We start from the raw sequence: 19,710 nt of genomic DNA on the forward strand, positions 1-19,710 counted from the left end.
GACAACACCATGAACCTCATCGGCAAGACCATCGTCATCACCGGCGCGTCATCAGGCATCGGCGCGGAAACCGCGCGGCTGATGCGCCAGCGCGGCGCCCGCGTCATCGGCGTGGACCGCAACGCGCCGCAGCTGACGCTGGACGGCTTCGTCCAGGCAGACCTCTCGGAGCCCGCCGCCATCGACGCCGCCGTGCAGCAGCTGCCCGAGCGCATCGACGGCCTGTGCAACGTGGCGGGCGTGCCGGGCACGGCGCCCGTGCAGCTGCTGGAGCGGGTCAACTACCTGGGCCAGCGCCACCTGACGGAGCGGGTGGTAGAGCGCATGCCGGCCGGCGGCAGCATCGTGCAGGTCTCGTCCATCCTGGGCTACTTCTACCCGGAGCGGCTGGCGCAGCACAAGGCGCTGGCGCAGGCCGAGGGCTTCGAGGCCGGCCAGGCGTGGCTGCAGGCGCACCCGGTGGCGCAGACGGGCTGCTACGAATACTTCAAGGAGGCGCTGATCGTCTGGACGCAGCTGCGCGCGCAGAGCCTCTTTCGCGAACGCGACGTGCGCATGAACTGCGTGGCGCCCGGGCCGGTGTTCACGCCCATCCTGGGCGACTTCGTGACCCAGCTGGGGCAGGAGCGCGTCGATGCCGACGCCACCCGCATCAAGCGCCCGGCCTTCGCCGACGAGGTGGCACCGGCGCTGGCCTTTCTCTGCAGCGACGACGCGCGCTGGGTCAACGGCGTGAACCTGCCGGTGGATGGCGGCTTCGCGGCCAGCTATCTCTGACCGGCGGCGCCCTGCGGCGTCCTACGCCGCGCCCTGCCCGCTGCCGACACGGGCGGGGCCGGGCGCCGGCGTCTGATCGGGGAAGCCACGACGTCCACCCCCCCGAAAGGTCCGCCATGCCCACCACCGCCTGGAGCGCCAAGCGCGAACGCCAGTACGAGCACATCAAGGAAAGCCTGCAGGAACGCGGCCGCAGCACGCGGACGGCCGAGGAGATCGCCGCGCGCACCGTGAACAAGGAACGCGCGCAGCACGGCGAATCCAAGACCGCCAACCCCAAGACCCTGCACGACACGCCCGCGCCCGTGCGCGGCGGCCGGCGCTCGCACACCGGCGCCCAGGGCCGCACGCGCGAGCAGCTCTACGAAGAAGCGCGCCGCAAGGGCATCGCAGGCCGCTCGAAGATGAACAAGGCGCAGCTGGAAAAGGCGCTGGCGCGCTGACGGCGCCGCTCATTCGCTATACATTCAATAGCAAACTACCCAGCAAATACGCGCGCGACGGGCCTCCGGGCCTCACATCAGGCAGCGCCGCGTGCAGCCCAGAGCGGCTCCAGCTGATCCACGGGCAGCGCCGCGCTGAAGTGAAAGCCCTGCACCTCGTCGCAGGGCTGGCGCATCAGGCAGTCGAGCTGGGCCTGGGTCTCCACGCCCTCGGCGCGCACCGACAGGCCCAATGACCGGGCCAGCCCGCTCACCGCCTGCACGATGGCCTGGTCCTGCGGGCGTTCGGGCAGCTGGGCGATGAAGCCCCGCCCGATCTTGATGCCGTCCGGCAGCAGATGCCGCAGATAGGCCAGGGACGAAAAGCCCGAGCCGAAGTCGCACAGCGTGAGGCGCACGCCCTGGCGCTTGAGCGCGCCCAGGGTGAGCATCGCGTCGCTGCCATGGGCCAGCAGGATGCCTTCGTTGATCTCCAGCTCCAGCCGATAAGGCGGCAGGCCGCTGGCCTCCAGCGCGCGGGCGACCACCGCCGGCAGGTCGCGGCCTCGGCCTTCGGGGCCGGAGCCGCCGAACTGCCCGGCCGAAAGATTCACCGACACGCGCACCTCGGCCGGCCAGCCGGCGGCGTCGCGGCAGGCCGTGGCGATCACCCATTCGCCCAGCGGGCGGATCAGCCCGGCCTCCTGCGCCAGCGGCAGGAAGGCCTCGGGCAACAGCAGCCCGCGCGCCGGATGCTGCCAGCGCACCAGCGCCTCCAGGTTGCGCAGTGCGCCATCGCCCAGCGCGTAGCAGGGCTGGTAGTGCAGCCGCAGCTGGCCGGTGCGCAGCGCCGCGCGCAGCTCCTGCTCCAGCTGCAGGCGCGCGGTGACCTGCCTGTCCATCGCGTCGGTGTAGCAGCGCCAGGTGTTGCGGCCGGCGGCCTTGGCGTCGTAGAGCGCGATGTCGCCCTTGCGCAGCAGCTCGTCCGCCGCACAGGCGTGCTGGGGCGCGAGCGCCGCGCCGATGCTGGTGCCGATGAAGACCGGCGGGCCGCCCAGCGCGAACGGCTCGCCCAGCGCCGCGACCACGCCGGCGCAGCGGCGGTCGATGTCGCCCGGCTGCGCCGCGCCGGGCAGCACCAGCACGAATTCGTCCCCACCCAGCCGCACCGCCATGTCGCCCGGGCCCAGCTGCGCCTGCAGGCGCCGCGCCACCTCCTGCAGCACCCGGTCGCCCATGGCGTGGCCCAGCGCGTCGTTGATGGGCTTGAAGCGGTCCAGGTCCAGGCACAGCAGCATGAGGGGGCGCGGCGCCTCGCCGGCCGGCTCCAGCAGCGTGCGCAGGCATTGCTGCAGCTGCCGCCGGTTGGGCAGGCCGGTGAGCGCGTCGTGCAGCGAGAGATGGCGCACGCGGGCCTGCGCGCGCCACTCGTCGGTCAGGTCGGTGGCGGTGCCGCGAAAGCCCTGGCCGCCGCCGATGGGCCGCGCGGTGATGCGGCAGATGCGCGTCTGGCCGCTGCGGTCTTCGGTGTGGCACAGCAGGGTGCCGCGCCGGGCGGGGTCGGCGGCCTCCCTGCCGGTGCCCTCCCCTGCGGCCTGCGTGGCCTGCGTGACTTGCTCATCGGCGCCTTCCAGCCAGGGCTGCAGCGCCTGGGCGCCCTCGGGCCGCAGCAGCTCGGCCAGCGGCCGGCCCAGCCATTCGCCGCGTCCGTGGCCGGTGACCTGGGTGAAGCGGTCCGACAGATAGGTCAGGCGGCCGGCGGCATCCACCTCCCACAGCCAGTCGGACGAGGTCTCGGCCATGTCGCGGAAACGCCGCTCGCTGCCCTGCAGCTCTGCCTGGCTGGTGCGCAGGGCCAGCAATTGCGCGTCGATCTGGCGCGCCGAGGCCAGGGCGTTGCGCAGCAGCAGGAACAGCACGCCCAGCAACAGCAGCACGCCGCCCGCGAAGACCGGCAGCGTCTTGCGCAGCAGATCGCGCCCCGGCTGGGGCGGGTGCCAGTTCAGCTGGATGCCGGAGTCGAGCAGCGGCATGGATTCGTAGCCCGCCAGCGGCTGGCGCGACGCGGTGAGCGCGGGCAGGCCGTAGGTCTGGCTCAGCTGCGCCAGCCGGGCCGGGTCCAGCACGGTGACGAAGATCATCACCGAGGGCGGCCCCGGCGCCACCGGCACGGTCGCATCCCAGCCCTGCGTGATGGTGGCCGCGGCCACGATGGCCGGCTCGCCGCCCACCTCCATCGCGCGCACCTCGCTGCCGTCTTCCAGCCCCGGGCGGCGCGCCGCGGCGACCAGGCCGGCCACGTCGCCCTGCAGCCAGTCGGTGAGCGGCTGCTCGGTGGCCCGGCCGTCGATGACGCCATAGACCGTGCGGCTGGCGCCGTTCACCACCCAGACGCCGTTGTAGCCGTACAGGTCGAACGGAATGTCGCCCACGTTGCGCTGCTCGTCGGCCCAGAACTTGTCCACCTTCAGGTGGAGGTGGCGGTAGGCCTCGCCCCACTTGCTGTAGTTGATGATGTTGCGGCCGACCTCGTCGCGCTGCTGCCCCAGGCTGCGGGCGATGAAGAGGCGCGAGCGCTCCAGCACGTCGGCGTCCTGGCTGAGCGCATTGGTGACCAGCAGATAGCCGCCCAGGCCCACCAGCACCAGCATGGCCCAGATGGCCGGCAGCAGGCTGCGCAGCAAGGCACGTTCGCGGCGCGAGGGGGCCCGAGGCGAAGGGGCGGTGTCGTTCATGGAAAGGCAAAGGGCCGGGGCCGGCCGGGCGGGCCGCATGGCCGCGGCGGCGTGGGCAGGTGTACGGGTCTCCGAACGCCGGATTCTCCCAGAACGAATGGATACAAGTGGCCGGCAGCGGTGATGCCGGTGGGCGCGCAGGGCGAACGAGCCCGGGCCGCCCGGCGGTGCATCGGCATTCACGCCGCTGTCGCCGTGACCGGTTAGTTTTCGGCTGCGACCCCAAGGTCGTGCGCCTGGGAGGGGGCGCATCGCCGCTCGGTCGCGGCTGTCCGGAGCCCAGTCTTCATGCGCTCCCGTTCATTCCACAAAACCATGAAAAACAGATCTATCGAGAGGTTGAGGCAGCGCGGCAGCGCCCGCATCGGCACGCTGGCCGCCAGCGCAGCCCTGCTGGCCCTGCTGCAGGGTTGCGGAGGCGGAGACGGCACCGCCGCCTCGCCGGTGGCGGCGAACGCCGCAGCCACCACCGCCCCCAAGGCGAGCGACATCGTGCCCATCGGCGCCGATGTGCGCCAGAAGGTGTACTTCGCCGGCTCCACAAAGGGCTTCGTCGCCACGGCCCTGGCGGCATCGCTGCCGGCCGGCAGCGAAGGCAGCTACGACGTGCTGGTGATCGGCGACGCCGACCAGGGCGGCAGCGCCACGCTGGAGCTGGCCCGCAAGGCACTGGAGGCCGGCAAGGAAGTGGTGTTCGATGCGGCCAGCGACGGCTCGCAGCGGCCGGCGCACGCCAAGACCCTGCAGACGCTCGTGGGCACGACCATCGACGCGGCCGCGGTGCGGGTGCAGAAGGCCGACCCGGGCTACTACGTCACGCCCATCGACGCGCCCGTGCTGGCCATGAAGAAGCTCCAGCTCGCCAGCGCCCAGGAGCCCCACCCGAGCAGCAACTCCGTGCAGAGCGTGTTCGGCATCCAGAACACGGAGTCCGCGCAATGAAGGCCACCCATATCGGCAGCGCACTGGCCTTCGTGCTGGCCGCATCCACCCTGCCGCTCGCCCATGCCGGCGATGCCTGCTTCTCGAAGGACCAGAGCAACAACTACGCGAACCAGCTGGGCGACCGCACCTCCTGGGGCATTCCCACGCAGCAGGCCAGCAGCACCTGGGACGACTGGATCTGGCGCGGCCCGGCGTTCTACTGCAACCCGGCCGGGGGCGACTGCTCCTACAACTGGACGCAGTCGAACACCAAGAGCTACCAATGGTCGGCCGGCGTGGACCTGAAGCTGGACAACCTGCCCATCATCGGCAGCACCCTGAACATGTTCAACCTCAAGGGCCAGTACCAGTACACCTCCACCTACACCGAGACCTTCGGCTGGACCCAGACCATCCGCCGCGGCCAGAACGCGCAGCCCGTGCAGGTCGTGGTGCGCCGCTGGAAGAGCGGCTACTTCCAGGGCGGCTGGTGGAAGGTCAACAACGGCGGCTGCTGGGCGGCGCAACCGGGCCGCGGCGGCGCCGGAGGCATCGCGGGCAACCGCTACTGGTGGGACGGCAACATCCACTACGGCAGCTGGACGGCCAACGTAGAGGAACGCCGCTTCGGCATGTACCACATCTGGTGATGCCGCGCGCCCGGTGAACCGGGCGCAGCCCTTCCCATGCCGCCCGCCGCAGGCGGCGGCATGGGCAACGCACGGCACCCATTCCCGTGCGTCCCCTTCTTCACCCCCCGTCTTTCACCCCTCGAACTGCGGATGCGTCTGCCGGATGCGCGCCATGGCGATGCCGGCGGCTGCCGTGCGCGTCTCGACGCCCAGCTTCACATAGACGCGCTCCAGGTGCTTCTTCACCGTGGCCGGGCTCGATCCGAGGATGTCGCCGATGTCGCGGTTGGTCTTGCCCTTGAGCAGCCAGTAGAGCACCTCGGCCTCGCGGGCGGTGAGCTTGAAGCCCAGCGCCAGGGCCTCGATCACGGCGGCGTCCGACACCTCGCGCATCACGATCAGCCAGTCGCCGCCGCCTTCGCTGTCGCCGGTCTGCTGGTGCAGGCTGAACGACAGGCGCCGCGCGCCGCGCTCGACCACCAGGCGCGGCGGCTCGATCTGCTGCGCGGCGAAGGCCGGCACCTGCGGCAGCAGCCCGCGCAGCCAGTCGGCCACGGGCTGCGGCGTGGCGGCGGCGGCATCGGGCGCGGCGTCTTCCTGCGGCGGGAAGTATTCGCGCAGCAGCGTGCGCGCCAGCGCGGTCTGCCACATCAGCCGGCCGTCGGCCGCGCGCACGGTGATGCTGGCGTAGCCGAAGGCATCCAGCGCATTGCGCGCCTGGCCGGCCTGGCGCATGTCCTGCCGCGCACGGCGCGCGCCCTGCAGGTGCACGTTCATGCGCGCCAGCACCTCGCGCGGCTTGATGGGCTTGGTGACGTAGTCCACGCCGCCGGCGGCGAGCGCCGCCTCCAGGTGCTCGGTCTCGGTGAGCCCGGTCATGAAGATGATGGGAATGTGCGCGGTGGCGGGCGTGGCCTTCAGGCGCCGGGCGACCTCGAAGCCGTCCATGCCGGGCATCATGGCGTCGAGCAGCACCACGTCGGGCATGGCCTGGGCGGCGCGGGCCAGAGCGGTCTCGCCGCTGGTGGCGACCAGCACGGTGTAGCCGGATTCGTCCAGCGCGTCGTGCAGCACGGCGAGGTTGTCGGGCACGTCGTCCACGATCAGCACCACGTCGGCGCTGTCGCGGTCCATCAGCGGCACGGCGCGCGGGGCCGGCGCGGGTTCGGGAGGCAATGAGACGGCGGTCATCGGGCTGGGGAAGAGGGGTGCATGAGGCGGGCCAGCGCCTCGAACTGGAACTGCCGCGCCAGCGCGCGCGCCTGGGCCACCCAGTCGGCGCATTCGGGCTGCGCGGCCTCGATCTCGGCCAGCTGCGCCATCACGCCCCGGTAGTAGCCCAGCTCCACGGCCTCGGCCAGCGGGGCGAGCCGGTCAGCGTCGGGCGCGGTGGCCGCTGCTGAGGCGGACTGTAGCGGCAGCTCGGCGGGCGGCGGGGGCGCCTCCTGCAGCCACTGCAGCGACAGCCGGCGCTCCAGCCAGTCGAGCAGCTCGCTGTGGCGCACGGGCTTGACGAGGAAATCCTCGGGCTTGATGCCCGCGTCGTTCTCCAGCCCCTTGTCGAAGGCGTTGGCCGAGACCACCGCCACCTGCGTGGCGGTGTGGCCGGCGGCGCGCAGTCGGCGGATGGTCTCCCAGCCGTCGATGCCGGGCATGGCCAGGTCCATGAAGACCGCGTCGGGCCGGTAGCCGGCGGCCAGCAGGTCGAGCGCGTCGTGCCCGCTCGCGGCGGTGCGCAGCTCGAAACCCAGGGGCGCGAGCAGCTGCACCAGCAGCTCGCGGTCGGGCTCTTCGTTGTCCACCACCAGCAGGCGGCGGCGCGGGCCCACGTAGCCGCGCCGCACGGGGCGCGGGCCGGCGGCGCGCAGCTCGGCCGCGCCCAGGGCGCCGGGGTGGACTTCGGGCAGGAAGAGCCGGATGCGGAACAGCGCGCCCGCGCCGGGGCTGCTGGCCACCGTCATCTCGCCGCCCATCAGCTCGGTCAGCATCTTGGCGATGGTCAGCCCCAGGCCGGCGCCGGGCGCCGCGCCCCGGCTGCTGGCCGCGCCGCGCTCGAAGGGCTCGAAGATGCTGGCGCGTTCGGCCTCGGTCAGGCCCGGGCCGCTGTCCTCGATCTCGATCAGGGCCAGTTCGCGCGCATGCCGCACGCCCAGCCGCACGTGGCCGGCGGGCGTGAACTTGATGGCGTTGCCGATCAGGTTGATGAGGATCTGCCGCACGCGCTTGTCGTCGCCGCGCACCACCTCGGGCAGCACGCCCTGCGGGTCGAAGCGGAACTCGAGCCCCTTGGCGCGGGCCTGGGGCTCGAACATCTCGACCATCTCGTGCACGCAGTCGGCAAAGCGCATGGGCCGCACCTGCAGCGTGAGCTTGCCGCTTTCGATGCGGGCGATGTCCAGCGTGCCTTCGATGAGCGTGAGCAGATGCTCGCCACCGCGCCGGATCACGCCCACGGCCTGCCGGCGGTGCGGCGGCACGGACGGGTCTTCGCCCATCAGCTGCGCATAGCCCAGGATGCTGTTGAGCGGCGTGCGCAGCTCGTGGCTGATGGCGCTGATGTAGCGGCTCTTGGCCTGGTTGGCCTGGTCGGCCAGGCGCCGGGCGTGCTCGGCTTCCTCGCGCGCCTCCTCGGCCACGCCACGGGCCTGCTCGGCCGTGCGGCGGGCCTCCTGCAGGGCCTGGTCGGTCTGCCGGTGCAGGGTGATCTCGCGCTGCAGCAGGTGGGTCTGGCGGTTCGATTCCTCCTGCGCTACCTTGCGGCTCTTGTGCGCCAGCACCAGCCACCAGGCGACGATGCCCGAGATGACCAGCAGCGCCAGATAGGCCTTGAGCAGGCCCGAGCGCAGCGCCGCGGCGCTGGCCGCGCGCACGCCCAGCGCCTGCGTCTCCTGGTGGTAGAAGAGCCCGAACACCGCCGCCAGCAGCGGCGCGATGACCAGCATCAGCAGCAGGAAGTGGCCCAGCCCCGAATCGAGCAGCCGCCAGGCGCTGCGCGGCAGCAGCCAGCGCAGCGCGCCGGCCCACTGCACGGCCAGGTGCGCGTGGGGCTTGCACATGTCGCCGCAGCGCGCATCCAGCGTGCAGCACAGCGAGCAGATGTGGCCGCGGTAGGCGGGGCAGTGGGCCATGTCCGGCGCCTCGTATTCGCGCTCGCAGACCACGCAGCGCAGCATGGCGGGCAGCGCGGCCGTGGCGGCACCCGCCCCCATTCCACCCCCACCGCCGCTGCAGCCCTCGCAGCCGCCCTGGCCGCAGGCCTGCACGGCCGGTGCGGTCCGCGCGAGGTAGTAGCGCCCGCCCGTCGCCCAGGCGATGGCCGGCGCCGCCACGAAGGCCGTCACCATGGCGATCACCGCCGAGAACGCCTGCGCGCCCGGCCCGAACAGGCCCAGGTGCGCCACCACCGAGAGCAGCGAGGCCAGCGCCATCGCGCCCACGCCCACCGGGTTGATGTCGTAGAGGTGGGCGCGCTTGAACTCGATGCCCGGCGGCGACAGGCCCAGCGGCTTGTTCACCACCAGGTCGGCCACCACCGCCATCATCCAGGCGATGGCGATGTTGGAATACAGCCCCAGCACCTGCCCCAGCGCGGTGAACACGTTCATCTCCATCAGCATGAAGGCGATGAGCGTGTTGAACACCACCCACACCACGCGCCCCGGGTGGCTGTGGGTGAGGCGCGAGAAGAAGTTGCTCCAGGCCAGCGAGCCCGCGTAGGCGTTGGTCACGTTGATCTTGATCTGCGAGACCACCACGAAGAGCGCCGTGGCCGCCACCGCCCAGCGGTAGTCCGAGAACACGTAGCCGTAGGCCGCCAGGTACATCTGGTTCGGGTCCACCGCCCGCTCGGGCGGCACGCTCAGGCCGATCGCCAGATAGGCCAGCAGCGCGCCGCCCAGCATCTTGAACACGCCCAGCACCACCCAGCCCGGCCCGCCGGCCAGCACGCCCGCCCACCAGCGCCAGCGGTTAGCGGCCGTGCGCGCCGGCATGAAGCGCAGATAGTCGGCCTGCTCCCCCATCTGGGTGATGAGGGCGATGCCCACGGTGAGCGCTGCGCCAAAAAGGTGCAAATCGAAGGTAGCCGAGCCGCCAAGATCACCGGAATAGTGCGTGATGCCTGCGAATGCACCAGGATCGCGCGCAAGCACGAAGCCGAAGGGCACCAGCAGCATCAGCAGCCAGACCGGCTGCGTCCACACCTGCAGCCGGCTGATGGCCGACACGCCGTGCGTGACCAGCGGAATCACCACCAGCGCGCAGACGAGGTAGCCCCAGGCGGGGGGAATGTCCAGCGCCAGCTCCAGCGCATAGGCCATCACGGCGGCCTCCAGCGCGAAGAAGACGAAGGTGAAGCTCGCGTAGATCAGCGAGGTGAGGGTCGAGCCGATGTAGCCGAAGCCCGCGCCGCGCGTGAGCAGGTCCATGTCCACGCCGTAGCGCGCCGCATAGACGCTGATGGGCATGCCCGCCAGGAAGATGATGAGCCCCGTCGCCAGGATGGCCCAGAAGGCATTGGCGAAGCCGTACTGCACCAGCAGCGTGGCGCCCACGGCTTCCAGGATCAGGAACGAGGCCGCGCCGAAGGCCGTGTTGGCCACCCGCCAGGCGGACCACTTGCGGAAACGCTGCGGCGTGAAGCGCAGCGCGTAGTCCTCCAGCGTCTCGCTGCCCACCCAGCTGTTGTAGTCGCGGCGCACCTTGACGATGCGCTGCGGCGCCTCGCCGTCTGCGGGCGTGGCGGCGTCATGCGCAGGGACCAGGGGAGCGGGAACGGGGGCGGAACTCACGCCCCGCAGGTGCAGCATTCATGCCACCTGCTGGCGGCGCACGGACGCGCAGGAAGGCGGCGCGGTCATCGCTCTCCGCCTCGGCCGGCGCCCATGCGCCGCGCCCTGCCGGCGGCATGGCAGACGTCCGGATGGCAGCTCCGCGCGGGTGGGCAATTGGCAGGATTCCTGCTTTACGATGCCAGCCCCGATTGAGGCGACCGACGGACTCCCCATGGAACTGACCCCCCGCGAAAAAGACAAGCTCCTCATCTTCACCGCCGCCCTGCTGGCCGAGCGGCGCCGCGCACGCGGGCTCAAGCTGAACTACCCCGAGGCCATGGCCCTCATCAGCGCCGCCGTGATGGAAGGCGCCCGCGACGGCAAGACCGTGGCCCAGCTGATGAGCGAAGGCCGCGCCGTACTCACGCGCGACGACGTCATGGAGGGCGTGCCCGAGATGATTCCCGACATCCAGGTCGAAGCCACCTTCCCCGACGGCACCAAGCTCGTCACCGTGCACCAGCCCATCGTCTGAACCGCCGCATAGGCCCCAATACCCCTCCAGCGCCCGTCCTACCTAGGCATACAGCTATGAAAAAAGAAGCACAACATTCCATCGCCTCCCGCCCCGCCCTCGCCCTGGCCGCCCTGCTGATGCTGCCCGCGCTGGCGCTGGCCCACCCCGGCCACGGTGCCGACGGCTTCCAGCATGCCGGCGCCAGCTTCATGGACGGCCTGATCCACCCCTTCACCGGGCTGGACCACCTGGCCGCCATGCTGGCCGTGGGCGTGTGGAGCGCGCTGGCCGTGCGCCCCGTGTGGCTGGCCCCCGCCGCCTTCGTGACCCTGCTGACCGCGGGCGCCGCCACCGGCTTCGCGGGCGTGGTGGTGCCGGCGGTGGAGCCGATGATCGCCGCGTCTCTCCTGGTGCTGGGCCTGCTGGTGGCCTGGCGCCGCCATCTGCCGCTGGCCGTGGCCGCCGGCGTGGCGGGCGTGTTCGCCTTCTTCCACGGCGCGGCGCACGGCGCCGAGTTGGCGGGCGGCAGCCAGTGGCAGGCGCTGGCCGGCATGGTCATCGCCACGGCCGCGCTGCATGCCACGGGCGTGGTTCTGGGCCGCGTGGTGATGGCGCGCCACCGCTGGATGGCCGTGGCAGGCGGCGGCGCCACCGCGCTGCTGGGCGTATCGCTGCTGGCCCAACTGGCCTGACCTCGCTCCACCCACCAGCCTCCCACTTCGCCCGACAGGCCCCCGCCATGATCCCTGGTGAACTCCTCATCGACGAGGGCGAGCACGCCCTCAACACCGGCCGGCGCACGCTGAGCCTGGTGGTGCGCAATGCATCGGACCGGCCCATCCAGGTCGGCTCGCACTACCACTTCGCCGAGACCAACGGCGCGCTGGAATTCGACCGCGCCGCCGCGCACGGCATGCGCCTGAACATCGGCAGCGGCATGGCCGTGCGCTTCGAGCCCGGCCAGCAGCGCACCGTGGAGCTGGTGGACTACGCGGGCAGCCGCGTGGTGCACGGCTTCCGCGGGCTGACGCGAGGCCCGCTGGATACCGCAGCGGACCGCTGACACATCCCCCGCCCCACCGCAATCAGAACGACAACACCAGGCCCCGCCCGAGCGCCGGAGATCACCCCATGGCTACCCTTTCCAAACGCGCCTACGCAGAGATGTTCGGCCCCACCGTGGGCGACCGCGTGCGCCTGGCCGACACCGGCCTCATCGCCGAGGTGGAGCAGGACTACACCCTGCGCGCCGGCACCTATGGCGAAGAGGTGAAGTTCGGCGGCGGCAAGACCATCCGCGACGGCATGGCGCAGAGCCAGCGCACCAGCGCCGAAGGCGCGCTGGACACGGTGCTGACCAACGCGCTCATCATCGACCACGGGGGCATCGTCAAGGCCGACATCGGCCTGAAAGACGGCCGCATCGCTGCCATCGGCAAGGCCGGCAACCCCGACACGCAGCCGGGCGTGGACATCATCATCGGCCCGGGCACCGAGATCATCAGCTGCGAGGGCCTGATCGTCACGGCCGGCGGCATCGACAGCCACATCCACTTCATCTGCCCGCAGCAGATCGAAGAGGCCCTGGCCTCGGGCATCACCACCATGCTGGGCGGCGGCACGGGCCCGGCCACCGGCACGCTGGCCACCACCTGCACCTCCGGCCCCTGGAACATCGAACGCATGCTGCAGGCGGCCGACGCCTTCCCGATGAACATCGGCTTCCTGGGCAAGGGCAACGCCAGCCAGCCGGCGGCGCTGCGCGAGCAGATCGACGCCGGCGTGATCGGCCTGAAGCTGCACGAGGACTGGGGCAGCACGCCCGCGGCCATCAGCAACTGCCTGGACGTGGCCGACGAGACCGACACGCAGGTCGCCATCCACTCCGACACGCTCAACGAAAGCGGCTTCGTCGAAAACACCATCGCCGCCGTGGGCGGGCGCGGCATCTGCGCCTTCCACACCGAAGGCGCGGGCGGCGGCCATGCGCCCGACATCCTGCGCGTGGTGGGCGAGGACAACTTCCTGCCCTCCTCCACCAACCCCACCATGCCCTACACGGTGAACACGCTGGACGAGCATGTGGACATGCTCATGGTGTGCCACCACCTCGACGCGGCCATCGCCGAAGACCTGGCCTTCGCCGAAAGCCGCATCCGCCGCGAGACCATCGCCGCCGAAGACGTGCTGCACGACCTGGGCGCCATCAGCATGATGAGCAGCGACAGCCAGGCCATGGGCCGCGTGGGCGAAGTCATCCTGCGCACCTGGCAGACCGCCCACAAGATGAAGGCCCAGCGCGGCGCCCTGCCCGGCGATGGCGAGCGCAACGACAATACGCGCATCAAGCGCTACGTGGCCAAGTACACCATCAACCCCGCCATCGCCCACGGCATGAGCCACGAGGTGGGCAGCATCGAAGTCGGCAAATGGGCCGACATCGTGCTCTGGAAGCCGGCCTTCTTCGGCGTCAAGCCCTCGATGATCCTCAAGGGCGGCATGATCGCCATGGCCGCGATGGGCGACCCCAACGCCTCCATCCCCACGCCCCAGCCGGTGCACTACCGGCCCATGTTCGGCGCCTTCGGCGGGGCGCTCGCGCGCAGCTCGCTCACCTTCGTGTCGCAGGCCGGCCTGGCGAACGGCATCGGCGAACGCTTCGGCCTCGCCAAGCCGCTGTCGGCCGTGAAGAACATCCGCGGCGTGCGCAAGCAGCACATGATCCACAACGGCTACACGCCGCGCATGGAAGTCGATGCGCAGACCTACACCGTGCGCGCCGACGGGCAACTGCTGACCTGCGAGCCGGCCACCGTGCTGCCGATGGCGCAGCGCTACTTCCTGTTCTGAACCGGCGCGATGGAGCCACGCCCCGACGCTGCCCCGGCCGCCTTGCGCATCCGCCTGGACGACCTGGCCGATCCGCGCGTCGCCGCCTTCCTGCAGGAGCACCTGGCGGACATGCACCGCATCTCCCCGCCCGAGAGCGTGCACGCGCTCGACCTGGACGGCCTGCGCCGCCCGGAGATCCGCTTCTGGAGCGCGTGGCTGGACCAGCCGGACGGCGGCGACCGCCTGGCCGGCACCGTGGCGCTCAAGCGGCTGGATGCCGAGCATGCGGAACTCAAGTCGATGCGCACGGACGCCGACCTGCGCGGCCAGGGCATCGCCTCCCGCATGCTGGCCCACGCCCTGGCTGAAGCACGCGCCGCAGGCCATGCGCGCATCAGCCTGGAGACCGGCAGCCAGCCCTTCTTCGCTCCGGCGCGGGCGCTCTATGCACGCCACGGCTTCGAAGACTGCGCGCCGTTCGGCAGCTACGGCCCGGACCCCGCCAGCCACTTCATGACACGCCTCCTCTAGGAACGTGTCCCAAGGCCCCGCCACGCGCGGACGCCGGACAATGGCGGCTTGCCGCCCCCCATGAATTCCACGACGACATGCTGACCACCAACAAACTCCTTCCCCAGGGCCACGGCCTCGCCCCCGTCCTGCTCAAGCGCGCCGCCACCGTCGAACTCGACTGGGATGTGCGCCAGAAAAGCCGCTTCGCCGCCACGGATTCCACCGGGCGCGAACTCGGCGTGTTCCTGCCGCGCGGCACCGTGGTGCGCGGCGGCGACGTGCTCGTGGCCGAAGACGGCAGCATGGTCCGCGTGATCGCAGCCCCCCAGTCCGTGCTGCGCATCACCCACTGCACGCAGCACGGCTCGTCCTTCGACCTCATCCGCGCCGCGTATCACCTGGGCAACCGCCATGTGCCGATCGAGCTGGCGCCCACCTATCTGCAGATCGAGCCCGACCACGTGCTGGCCGACATGCTGCGCGCCATGCACCTGATCGTCACCGCGACGCAGGCCCCGTTCGAGCCGGAGAACGGCGCCTATGGCGGCGGCGGCCACCACCATGGACACGGCCATGAGCACCACGATCACGGCCACGACCATGGGCATGGCCACGCACACGGGCACGGGCACGGGCACGAGCACGAGCACAAGCACGGCGAACATGCCCACGATCACGACCACAGCCAGTGCGGCCACGAACATCACCACCACGGCCACTGACCGCCCCGTGACGGCCCCCACGCCCGAATCCGCCCTGCCGCCCGCCAGCCTGCTGCAGCTGATCTGGCTCGCCTCCCCCGCGCTGCCGGTGGGCGGCTTTTCGTATTCCGAAGGGCTGGAAGTGGCGGTGGACCGCGCAGGCGTCAGCACCGAAGCCGCCGCCGCCGACTGGCTGGCCGCGCAATTGCAGCTCACCCAGGCACGCGGCGACATGGCCGTGCTGCAGCAGGCGCTCGCCGCCTGGCGCGACGGCGACCACGCCCGCGTGCGCGCCCTGAACGACTGGGTGCTGCAGACCCGCGAAAGCAGCGAAATGCGCCTGCAGACCGAGCAGATGGGCCGCTCCTTCGGCGACTGGCTGCGCAACCACCATGCGGGCGATGCCGACCGGCTGCGCGACGTGGCCCTGCTCGCTGCTCTGCCGCCCACCTACCCCATCGCCTTCGCGCTCGCGGCCGCCGCCACGCAGGCCGGCGCGCGCGACGTGCTGCTGGCCTACACCTTCGGCTGGGCCGAGAACATGGTGCAGGCCGCCATCAAGGCCGTGCCGCTGGGCCAGAGCGCGGGCCAGCGCATCCTGTCGCGGCTCGCCGCCGCCATCCCCCAGGCGGTGGCCGAGGCCCTGCAGACCGGCGACGCCGAGCGGCAGGCCTTTTCCCCCATGCTCGCCATTCTTTCGGCGCAGCACGAAACCCAGTATTCGCGCCTATTCAGATCCTGAGGACCGCATTCCCATGACCGACAAGCCACACACCGCCTCCGCCCACGCCACGCCGCTGCACCACATCCCGAACCGCACCAAGACCCTGCCCCCGCTGCGCGTGGGCATCGGCGGCCCGGTCGGCTCCGGCAAGACCACCATCCTAGAGATGCTCTGCAAGGCCATGCGCGACCAGTACGACCTGGTCGCCATCACCAACGACATCTACACCAAGGAAGACCAGCGCCTGCTCACCGTGAGCGGCGCCCTGCCGGCCGAGCGCATCATGGGCGTGGAAACCGGCGGCTGCCCCCACACCGCCATCCGCGAAGACTGCTCCATCAACCTGGAGGCCATCGACCGCATGCTGGCCCAGTACCCCGATGCCGACATCGTCTTCGTCGAAAGCGGCGGCGACAACCTGGCCGCCACCTTCAGCCCCGAGCTGAGCGACCTCACCATCTACGTGATCGACGTCGCCGCTGGCGAGAAGATCCCGCGCAAGGGCGGCCCCGGCATCACCAAGAGCGACCTCTTCGTCATCAACAAGACCGACCTGGCGCCCCACGTGGGCGCCAACCTGGAAGTGATGGAGGCCGACACCCGCCGCATGCGCACCACGGCGCAAGGCCTCAAGCCCTTCGTGATGACCAACCTCAAGACCCTGCAGGGCCTGGACGGCGTGATCGAGTTCATCGAGAAGAAGGGCCTGCTGCAGCCGGCCAAGGCCTGAGCCTCCGGGGCGGCGCGACCGCCCCGGGCGGCTGGCGCCATCAGAAGCGGTGCCGCATGCCCACCGCGAAGCTGTTGCCCTGCGCGCCGACCTCCGCCGGAGGGTTGCCCAGCGTCCGCGTGCGCGTGTCGTCGCGCATCGCCAGCGCGTAGAGGTCCGTGCGCTTGGACAGCGCATGGGTGTAGCCCAGCGTCAGCACCTTGCGCTCCAGGTTGCCGCCCGCCACCGTGGCCGGCACGGGCGCGACGGCATCGGAGGTGCGGCGCGTGCCGTAGCCGGCAAGCAGCGTGCCCGCACCCAGCGGCACGGCCGCGCTCAGATCCCAGACGTTGTATTTCGCATCCAGGGGTGCCGCCGACGTGCCGCGGTTCTGGATACGGCCCAGGTGGGCCATCAGCTTGACGCTGCCGAAGTCGTACGACGCGGCCAGCTGCCATGTGCGCGTGTCGTTGGGCGAGGTTCCATCGGCGAAGGTCTGCGGGTTGCGGCGCACGTTCTGATAGGCCACCGAAGCCGCGAGCGGCCCCTTCGCGTACTGCAGGCGCGCGGCCTGGTTGCCGCCGCCCTGGCGCTCCGACAGCGCGTAGGCCAGCGAGCCGCTGAAGCCCGCGACCATCGGGCTGTCATAGACGACCGAATTGGCCCAGGAGGTGCCGCCGGTCAAGGGCCCGCCGATGAAGGTCAGCAGGTTGATCGGCCCGAACACGGTCGAATCGCCGAAGGCATTGGTGGAAATCGACTGGATGAAGAGCTGCGTGGAGATGGTGCCCAGGCGCACGCGCCCCCAGACCGGATGCGCCAGCCCGACCCACGCGGCCCGCGAGAACACCGGATCGCCCGCGACGTTCACCGGCGCGGGCAGCGCGTCGCTGCGGCCCAGGGCGCCCGTGTCGTTGCGGATGAAGGAAGACAGCTCGAAGACCGCCGTCGCACCGCCGCCGAGCGCCTCGCTGCCGCGAACGCCCCAGTGGCTGGTGGAAAGCGCGCTGCTCTCCATGCGCGTCGTGGCCCGGTCCTGCGCATTGATGCCCGTGGCCGGGCCGGCGAAGCGGCCCACCGCCGCATCCACCTGGCCGAAGAGCTGCAGGCCGGGGGCCGTGGCGGGCTGCGCCTGCGCGGCGCCGGCAAGGGCGCAGCCGGCGGCGACGGCCAGCGACCCGCGCAGCCTGCGCGCGGCAGGCCGGGCGGCGTGATGAAGAGTGCCCCGGGGCACGGCGTTGAAAAGGCGCTGGTACATGCTTGTCTCCTTGTGGTTTTTTCAGGCTGAGTTCGTCCGCGGCGCAGGCGGCTGGCGCTGCGCCGTCGGTACGGGCGGGGGAAAACGACGAAAGCCGCGCAAGCGGCCGGACGGGGCCTAGGGCGGGCCGGTCGAGCGCAGGAAACCGCTCCGGGGGCTGGCGCTGGCAGCGGGGCGCATGGCGGGCCGGGGTCGCGGGTGGGTCAGTCAGTCAGTCAGTCAACCAGGCGTGCGCCGTCAGTGCGCGAGCCCGCCGCAGGCGCCCCGGATGCCGTGCGTGATGAAGCGCACCAGCAGCGGGCCCGCGACGTCGTGGTCGCTCGCCTGGCTCTGGCCCCTCGACAGCCGCTCGATGCGGGTATCGCTCACGTGGTGCTGCAGCGCCCCCAGCGCGAACTGGTAGCACCAGGCCGCATCGGCACGGCTGGCCTGCGGCACGGCCCGGGCGATGGCGTCGATGAAGGCATGCGCCAGCGGGTCGAACATCTCGCGGATCATGGGCTCATCCTCTTCGAGGTGTTCGCCCATGCCGCGCGCCAGCAGGCGCAGGAAGGTGGCGCCCGCAGGTTCCCGGGCCAGTTCCAGCACCGGGAGCACGAACGCCTGGACGATCTCCTCCAGCAGCCGGCCCGGCTCGGCCTCGCGCTGCACCCGCTCCAGCGAACTCAGCCGGGCCTCGATGTAGTGCGCGCGGGCCCGGAAGATGGCGTGGTAGAGCGACAGCTTGGGGCCGTAGTAGTAGCCCACCAGCGCCAGCGGAACGCCGGCCTCTTCGGCGATGTCGCGGATCGACACGCCATGGAAACCCCGCGACGCGAACAGCCGCTCCGCCGCCTGGAGGATGTTGGCCTGGCGGTTCTGCGCCATGCCGTCGTCCCGCGTGCCGCTGGCGGGCTTCGCGGCACGGGTGGCCGGCACCGCAGCAGCGCCGGCCTTGCCCCCTTTGCGGGAAGCGGCCGGCGATGCCGCCTTGGCCGCGACCGGAGAAGAAGCTGGGGATGAAATCTTGGACGAACGGGTCATGCCCGGATTTATACGTTCGTACAAAAAATTGCACATTCGTACAAACCCCGTGCACTTCATTTTTTGTACGTTCGTACAATTCCTGCAGCGCAGCCGCTCCAGCCCCTCCCGGGCGCCGGAACGCAGCGCCGGCACAAAGCAAGAAATCCACAGGAGACAAGCATGATCGACCGCCGCCAATTCACCCGGCTCACCGCCGCACTGGCCCCCGCCCTCTGGGCCGCCCCGGGCTGGGCGCAAGCGCCCCAGGCATCGCCGCCGCCGCTGCCTGGCGTGGCCAAAATCATCACGGGCTTTCCGCCCGGGGGCACGCTGGATGCGCTCGCCCGGCGCGTTGCCGAGCGCATGCGCGACCGCTATGCCTCGACGGTGTTGGTGGACAACAAGCCCGGCGCGGGCGGGCAGATCGGCATCCTTACGCTGCGCGACAGCCCTGCGGACGGCAGCACCCTGCTGGTGACGCCCTCTTCCATGCTCTCGATCTACCCCTACACCTATCCCAAGCTGCGCTATTCGCTGGACGACCTGGCCCCCGTGTCGCTGGGCGCGATGATGGACCACGGCATCGCCGTCGGCCCCGGCGTGCCGGCCAGCGTGCGCACCCTGGCCGATTTCCTCGCCTGGGCCTCGGCCCATCCGACCGAGGCCAACTACGGCAACCCGGGCGCCGGCTCCATGCCGCACATGGTCGGCGTGCTGCTCTCGCAAATGGCCAAGGTGGAGCTGCGCAGCATTCCCTACCGTGGCACCGTGCCCGGCGTGCAGGACTTGCTGGGCGGGCAGATCCCGGCCTTCTGGGGCCCCATCGGCGACTACCTGCAGCACATCAAGCCCGGCACGCTGCGCGTGCTGGCCACGGCCGGCGCCAGGCGCTCGCCCTTCCTGCCCCAGGTGCCCACGCTGCAGGAGCTGGGCTACCCCCTCAAGGTGCACGAGTGGTACGGCTTCTTCCTGCCGCGCAAGGCCTCGCCCGAGACCGTGCAGCGTGCATCGGAGGCGCTGCGCGCGGGCCTCGCCCACCCCGAAGTCATCGAATACGGCAAGCAATACGGCCTCGAGGTGCGCTCCTCCACCCCGGCCGAGCTGGGCCAGATGCTGCGCGCCGACGCGGACCAGTGGCGCGGCCTCATCCGCCAGACCGGCTTCACCGCGGAATCCTGAACCTCTCCCC

Annotated in this window: 18 protein-coding genes; 13 read left to right on the forward strand and 5 right to left on the reverse strand. The window is 71.2% G+C overall.

Annotated features, from left to right (window positions below):
* Positions 1–9 precede the first annotated feature (9 nt).
* Both BM070_RS21705 and BM070_RS21710 read left to right on the forward strand, forming a co-directional pair.
* A complete protein-coding gene (locus tag BM070_RS21705; RefSeq protein WP_092941834.1) occupies positions 10–777 on the forward strand; it encodes a coniferyl-alcohol dehydrogenase in 768 nt (255 codons plus the stop codon).
* Between the two features lie 116 nt (positions 778–893).
* Positions 894–1,220 carry a plasmid stabilization protein gene (locus BM070_RS21710; protein WP_092941836.1) on the forward strand — a complete coding sequence of 109 codons (327 nt, stop codon included), beginning with the start codon at positions 894–896 and terminating at the stop codon, positions 1,218–1,220.
* A 77-nt stretch (positions 1,221–1,297) separates the two neighbouring features.
* Here the strand turns inward: BM070_RS21710 and BM070_RS21715 are convergent, their stop codons facing one another.
* Positions 1,298–3,934 (reverse strand): bifunctional diguanylate cyclase/phosphodiesterase, encoded by a 2,637-nt coding sequence (locus BM070_RS21715; protein WP_092941838.1) that lies wholly within the window; start codon positions 3,932–3,934, stop codon positions 1,298–1,300.
* A gap of 315 nt (positions 3,935–4,249) precedes the next feature.
* Between BM070_RS21715 and BM070_RS21720 the strand changes: the two genes are divergently transcribed.
* Both BM070_RS21720 and BM070_RS21725 read left to right on the forward strand, forming a co-directional pair.
* Entirely contained in the window at positions 4,250–4,876 is a 627-nt protein-coding gene (locus BM070_RS21720; protein ID WP_139222906.1) for a hypothetical protein, read from the forward strand.
* On the forward strand, positions 4,873–5,508 hold the full coding sequence (locus tag BM070_RS21725) for a hypothetical protein (protein WP_092941842.1): 636 nt from the start codon (positions 4,873–4,875) through the stop codon (positions 5,506–5,508). Before BM070_RS21720 ends, BM070_RS21725 begins: the two co-directional genes overlap by 4 nt.
* Positions 5,509–5,622: 114 nt before the next feature.
* Here BM070_RS21725 and BM070_RS21730 read toward each other — a convergent pair whose 3' ends face one another.
* On the reverse strand, positions 5,623–6,681 hold the full coding sequence (locus BM070_RS21730; RefSeq protein WP_092941844.1) for a response regulator transcription factor: 1,059 nt from the start codon (positions 6,679–6,681) through the stop codon (positions 5,623–5,625).
* Positions 6,678–10,298 carry a hybrid sensor histidine kinase/response regulator gene (locus BM070_RS21735; protein ID WP_092941846.1) on the reverse strand — a complete coding sequence of 1,207 codons (3,621 nt, stop codon included), beginning with the start codon at positions 10,296–10,298 and terminating at the stop codon, positions 6,678–6,680. The genes BM070_RS21730 and BM070_RS21735 overlap by 4 nt, the downstream gene beginning before the upstream one ends.
* A gap of 196 nt (positions 10,299–10,494) precedes the next feature.
* On the opposite strand from BM070_RS21735, the gene BM070_RS21740 reads away from it, so the two are divergent.
* The 8 genes from BM070_RS21740 to ureG all read left to right on the forward strand — a co-directional run bounded on the left by BM070_RS21740 (position 10,495) and on the right by ureG (position 16,279).
* The gene (locus BM070_RS21740; RefSeq protein WP_092941848.1) at positions 10,495–10,797 is read left to right on the forward strand and encodes an urease subunit gamma; all 303 of its coding nucleotides are present in this window, start codon (positions 10,495–10,497) and stop codon (positions 10,795–10,797) included.
* Between the two features lie 56 nt (positions 10,798–10,853).
* Positions 10,854–11,471 carry a HupE/UreJ family protein gene (locus BM070_RS21745; protein WP_245785329.1) on the forward strand — a complete coding sequence of 206 codons (618 nt, stop codon included), beginning with the start codon at positions 10,854–10,856 and terminating at the stop codon, positions 11,469–11,471.
* 47 nt (positions 11,472–11,518) lie between these two features.
* Positions 11,519–11,842 (forward strand): urease subunit beta, encoded by a 324-nt coding sequence (locus BM070_RS21750; protein WP_092941850.1) that lies wholly within the window; start codon positions 11,519–11,521, stop codon positions 11,840–11,842.
* A 68-nt stretch (positions 11,843–11,910) separates the two neighbouring features.
* Complete coding sequence (gene ureC, locus BM070_RS21755; protein ID WP_092941852.1) at positions 11,911–13,629, forward strand: urease subunit alpha; 1,719 nt, start codon at positions 11,911–11,913, stop codon at positions 13,627–13,629.
* Between the two features lie 9 nt (positions 13,630–13,638).
* Positions 13,639–14,142 carry a GNAT family N-acetyltransferase gene (locus BM070_RS21760; protein WP_092941854.1) on the forward strand — a complete coding sequence of 168 codons (504 nt, stop codon included), beginning with the start codon at positions 13,639–13,641 and terminating at the stop codon, positions 14,140–14,142.
* Between the two features lie 77 nt (positions 14,143–14,219).
* Positions 14,220–14,846 carry an urease accessory protein UreE gene (ureE, locus tag BM070_RS21765; protein WP_092941856.1) on the forward strand — a complete coding sequence of 209 codons (627 nt, stop codon included), beginning with the start codon at positions 14,220–14,222 and terminating at the stop codon, positions 14,844–14,846.
* The gene (locus tag BM070_RS21770; RefSeq protein WP_092941858.1) at positions 14,788–15,567 is read left to right on the forward strand and encodes an urease accessory protein UreF; all 780 of its coding nucleotides are present in this window, start codon (positions 14,788–14,790) and stop codon (positions 15,565–15,567) included. Before ureE ends, BM070_RS21770 begins: the two co-directional genes overlap by 59 nt.
* Before the next feature lie 13 nt (positions 15,568–15,580).
* Positions 15,581–16,279, forward strand: a complete 699-nt coding sequence (gene ureG / locus BM070_RS21775) for an urease accessory protein UreG (protein WP_092941860.1) — start codon at positions 15,581–15,583, stop codon at positions 16,277–16,279.
* Between the two features lie 40 nt (positions 16,280–16,319).
* Here ureG and BM070_RS21780 read toward each other — a convergent pair whose 3' ends face one another.
* On the reverse strand, positions 16,320–17,516 hold the full coding sequence (locus BM070_RS21780; protein ID WP_092941862.1) for a porin: 1,197 nt from the start codon (positions 17,514–17,516) through the stop codon (positions 16,320–16,322).
* Positions 17,517–17,753: 237 nt separating this feature from the next.
* Positions 17,754–18,539 (reverse strand): TetR/AcrR family transcriptional regulator, encoded by a 786-nt coding sequence (locus BM070_RS21785; RefSeq protein WP_092941864.1) that lies wholly within the window; start codon positions 18,537–18,539, stop codon positions 17,754–17,756.
* A 162-nt stretch (positions 18,540–18,701) separates the two neighbouring features.
* On the opposite strand from BM070_RS21785, the gene BM070_RS21790 reads away from it, so the two are divergent.
* Complete coding sequence (locus tag BM070_RS21790) at positions 18,702–19,700, forward strand: Bug family tripartite tricarboxylate transporter substrate binding protein (RefSeq protein ID WP_092941866.1); 999 nt, start codon at positions 18,702–18,704, stop codon at positions 19,698–19,700.
* Positions 19,701–19,710: the final 10 nt, after the last annotated feature.

This window comes from Paracidovorax wautersii, assembly GCF_900113035.1.
Lineage (GTDB): Bacteria > Pseudomonadota > Gammaproteobacteria > Burkholderiales > Burkholderiaceae_C > Paracidovorax > Paracidovorax wautersii.

Coding starts and splice junctions, on each gene's coding strand:
- BM070_RS21705 (WP_092941834.1), top strand. CDS start 10: ATGAACCTCATCGGCAAGACCATCGTCATCACCGGCGCGTCATCAGGC.
- BM070_RS21710 (WP_092941836.1), top strand. CDS start 894: ATGCCCACCACCGCCTGGAGCGCCAAGCGCGAACGCCAGTACGAGCAC.
- BM070_RS21715 (WP_092941838.1), bottom strand. CDS start 3,934: ATGAACGACACCGCCCCTTCGCCTCGGGCCCCCTCGCGCCGCGAACGT.
- BM070_RS21720 (WP_139222906.1), top strand. CDS start 4,250: ATGAAAAACAGATCTATCGAGAGGTTGAGGCAGCGCGGCAGCGCCCGC.
- BM070_RS21725 (WP_092941842.1), top strand. CDS start 4,873: ATGAAGGCCACCCATATCGGCAGCGCACTGGCCTTCGTGCTGGCCGCA.
- BM070_RS21730 (WP_092941844.1), bottom strand. CDS start 6,681: ATGACCGCCGTCTCATTGCCTCCCGAACCCGCGCCGGCCCCGCGCGCC.
- BM070_RS21735 (WP_092941846.1), bottom strand. CDS start 10,298: ATGCTGCACCTGCGGGGCGTGAGTTCCGCCCCCGTTCCCGCTCCCCTG.
- BM070_RS21740 (WP_092941848.1), top strand. CDS start 10,495: ATGGAACTGACCCCCCGCGAAAAAGACAAGCTCCTCATCTTCACCGCC.
- BM070_RS21745 (WP_245785329.1), top strand. CDS start 10,854: ATGAAAAAAGAAGCACAACATTCCATCGCCTCCCGCCCCGCCCTCGCC.
- BM070_RS21750 (WP_092941850.1), top strand. CDS start 11,519: ATGATCCCTGGTGAACTCCTCATCGACGAGGGCGAGCACGCCCTCAAC.
- ureC (WP_092941852.1), top strand. CDS start 11,911: ATGGCTACCCTTTCCAAACGCGCCTACGCAGAGATGTTCGGCCCCACC.
- BM070_RS21760 (WP_092941854.1), top strand. CDS start 13,639: ATGGAGCCACGCCCCGACGCTGCCCCGGCCGCCTTGCGCATCCGCCTG.
- ureE (WP_092941856.1), top strand. CDS start 14,220: ATGCTGACCACCAACAAACTCCTTCCCCAGGGCCACGGCCTCGCCCCC.
- BM070_RS21770 (WP_092941858.1), top strand. CDS start 14,788: ATGCCCACGATCACGACCACAGCCAGTGCGGCCACGAACATCACCACC.
- ureG (WP_092941860.1), top strand. CDS start 15,581: ATGACCGACAAGCCACACACCGCCTCCGCCCACGCCACGCCGCTGCAC.
- BM070_RS21780 (WP_092941862.1), bottom strand. CDS start 17,516: ATGTACCAGCGCCTTTTCAACGCCGTGCCCCGGGGCACTCTTCATCAC.
- BM070_RS21785 (WP_092941864.1), bottom strand. CDS start 18,539: ATGACCCGTTCGTCCAAGATTTCATCCCCAGCTTCTTCTCCGGTCGCG.
- BM070_RS21790 (WP_092941866.1), top strand. CDS start 18,702: ATGATCGACCGCCGCCAATTCACCCGGCTCACCGCCGCACTGGCCCCC.